At 67.5% G+C, this 2,873-nt stretch carries 3 protein-coding genes and 1 pseudogene; all 4 read left to right on the top strand.

Annotation, left to right across the window (positions count from 1 at the left end; translation table 11 throughout):
• Positions 1-5: 5 nt before the first annotated feature.
• Positions 6-206 carry a HepT-like ribonuclease domain-containing protein gene (locus QZW52_RS19170; protein ID WP_294001727.1) on the top strand — a complete coding sequence of 67 codons (201 nt, stop codon included), beginning with the start codon at positions 6-8 and terminating at the stop codon, positions 204-206.
• Between the two features lie 91 nt (positions 207-297).
• Entirely contained in the window at positions 298-1,521 is a 1,224-nt protein-coding gene (gene dapC / locus QZW52_RS19165; protein WP_294001726.1) for a succinyldiaminopimelate transaminase, read from the top strand.
• Positions 1,522-1,569: 48 nt separating this feature from the next.
• A complete protein-coding gene (dapD, locus tag QZW52_RS19160) occupies positions 1,570-2,409 on the top strand; it encodes a 2,3,4,5-tetrahydropyridine-2,6-dicarboxylate N-succinyltransferase (RefSeq protein ID WP_294001724.1) in 840 nt (279 codons plus the stop codon).
• A gap of 29 nt (positions 2,410-2,438) precedes the next feature.
• Positions 2,439-2,873: pseudogene (locus QZW52_RS19155) on the top strand (PilT/PilU family type 4a pilus ATPase); the annotation flags it as partial.

Here is a 2,873-nt window from a genome sequence, read left to right as displayed (position 1 = left end):
TCTAACTGGATCAGACCGGTTTCGTGAGCAACGAACTGGTCTATGACGCCACGGTTCGCAACCTGGAGCTGATCGGCGAAGCCGCCACCCACATCCCAGATGAAGTACGCAAGGCGAACCCGGACATTCCCTGGCGGATGGTGATTGCCACGCGCAATCGGCTGATTCATGGGTACCTGGGACTGGAGAAGTTGCGCACCGTGTGAGTCAGGCAGCAGCCAGCGCCAAGGCACTGGAGCGGCGCGTGCTGGTCTGATCACCGATGGGCGCACAAGCCATGCCCGATAATCCCGCCCCATGAACCCCCTGCTCACGCGCCTCCAGCCCTACCCCTTCGAGCGCCTGCGCGCGCTGACCCAGGATGTCCGCCCGAACCCGGAGTACAGGCCGATCAGCCTCGGCATCGGCGAGCCGAAACACCCGACGCCCGAGTTCCTCAAGCTCGCGCTGACCACCTCGCTCGACGGGCTGGCCGCCTACCCCGCCACCGCCGGACTGCCCGCGATGCGCCAGTCGTGTGCGTCGTGGGTGCAGCGCCGCTATGGCGTGACGCTCGACGCGGCCACGCAGATCCTGCCGGTCAACGGCTCCCGCGAGGCGCTGTTCTCGCTCGCGCAGACCGTCATCGACCCGACCCGCCACCAGGGCCAGGGCGGCCCGGTCGTCGTCAGCCCGAACCCGTTCTACCAAATCTACGAGGGTGCGGCCTACCTCTCCGGCGCCACGCCCGTCTTCGCCAACAGCAACCCGGCGCGCAACTTCGCCGCCGACTGGTCGCAGATTGACGAGGCCACCTGGGCGCGCACGCAGCTCCTGTTCGTCTGCTCGCCGGGCAACCCGACCGGCGCCGTGGTGCCGCTGGACGAGTGGGCCGAGCTGTTCGCGCTGTCGGACAAGCATGGCTTCGTGATCGCCTCGGACGAGTGCTACTCCGAGATCTACTTCCGCGACGAGGCGCCGCTCGGTGCGCTCGAAGCCGCGCAGCAACTCGGTCGCACCGATTTCAAGCGCCTGATCGTGTTGACCAGCTTGTCCAAGCGGTCGAACGTACCGGGCCTGCGCTCGGGCTTCGTGGCAGGCGATGCGCAGATCCTGAAGCAGTTCCTGCTCTACCGCACCTACCACGGCAGCGCGATGAGCACCACCGTCCAGCAAGCCAGCATCACCGCCTGGGACGACGAGGCCCATGTCGTCGAGAACCGCAACCTCTACCGCCAGAAGTTCGCCCAGGTCACGCCCGTGCTGGCTGCAGTGATGGACGTGGCGCTGCCCGACGCAAGCTTCTACCTGTGGGCGAAGGTGCCCGAGGCGGTCTTCGGCGGCAGCGACACCGCGTTCACGCGCGAGCTGCTGGCTCAATACAATGTCGCGGTGCTGCCCGGCAGCTACCTGGCCCGCGAGGCGCACGGCGTCAACCCTGGCGCTGGCCGCATACGCATGGCGCTGGTGGCCGGGGTCGAGGAATGCCTCGAAGCCGCGCACCGCATCGCCGCGTTCGTGCGCGCCAACACCGGCACCTGAGCCACCGCCCCCTTTTCACGTCCCCTGCTTCTCAGAGAAAGCCCCTCCATGTCCGACTCCAGCCAACTGCAATCCCTCATCGAAGCCGCCTGGGAAGACCGTGCGAACCTGTCCGTCAGCGCCGCCCCCGCCGAGGTGCGCGAAGCCGTCGCCCACGCCATCGCCGAACTCGACGCCGGCCGCCTGCGCGTGGCGTCGCGCGAAGGCGTCGGCCAGTGGACGGTGCATCAGTGGCTGAAGAAGGCCGTGCTGCTGAGCTTCCGCCTGAACGACAACGTGCCGATGGGCGAGGGTTCACTCACTTTCTTCGACAAGGTGCCCACCAAGTTCGGCGGCCTGTCCGAAGCCGAACTGCGCGCCACCGGCGTGCGCGTCGTGCCGCCGGCCGTTGCCCGCCGCGGCAGCTTCGTGGCGCCGGGCGCGATCCTGATGCCGTCCTACGTGAACATCGGCGCCTACGTCGATGCGGGCACGATGGTCGATACCTGGGCCACCGTCGGCTCCTGCGCGCAGATCGGCCGAAACGTCCACCTCTCGGGCGGCGTCGGCATCGGCGGCGTGCTGGAGCCGCTGCAGGCCAATCCGACCATCATCGAGGACAACTGCTTCATCGGCGCCCGCTCCGAAGTGGTCGAGGGCGTGATCGTCGAGGAACACTCGGTGCTGGGCATGGGCGTCTACCTCGGACAGAGCACGCCGATCTTCGACCGTGCCACCGGCGAGATCAGCTACGGCCGCGTGCCCTCGGGCTCGGTCGTCGTCAGCGGCAACCTGCCGAAGAAGGCCGCCAACGGCGCGGACTACAGCATGTACGCCGCGATCATCGTCAAGCGCGTCGATGCCCAGACGCGCTCGAAGACCAGCATCAACGACCTGCTGCGCGACTGATCCGAACTGGTCTGGACTGGAGCCACGCGATGAGCAGCAAGAACATGGAACGCATCCTGCGCCTGATGGCCGAAAAGCGGGCGTCGGACGTTTTCCTGTCGGCGAACATGCCGGTGCTCATCAAGATCCACGGCCAGATCCTGCAGCTCACGCAGGAGCCGCTCGCCCCCAACCAGCCGCGCATGTTGCTGGCCGAGGTGATCACGGCGGCGCAGATGGAGGAACTGCAGGAGACCGGCGAGCTGAACATGGGCGTCCACCTCAGCGGCGTGGGCACCTTCCGGCTTTCGGGCTTCAAGCAGCGGGACACGGTCGCGGCGGTCTTCCGCTTCATGCCAACCGAGATCCCGGCGCTGGACTCGCTCAACCTGCCGGAGATGCTCAACACGCTGTGCCTGGCCAAGCGCGGCCTGATCCTGATGGTGGGCGCCACCGGCACCGGCAAGAGCACCACGCTGGCCTCG

Source organism: Sphaerotilus sp. (assembly GCF_013299175.1).
Classification (GTDB): Bacteria; Pseudomonadota; Gammaproteobacteria; order Burkholderiales; family Burkholderiaceae_C; genus Sphaerotilus.
The sequence above is the reverse complement of the archived record's forward strand: the minus strand, read 5'-3'. Positions and strand labels throughout refer to the sequence as shown.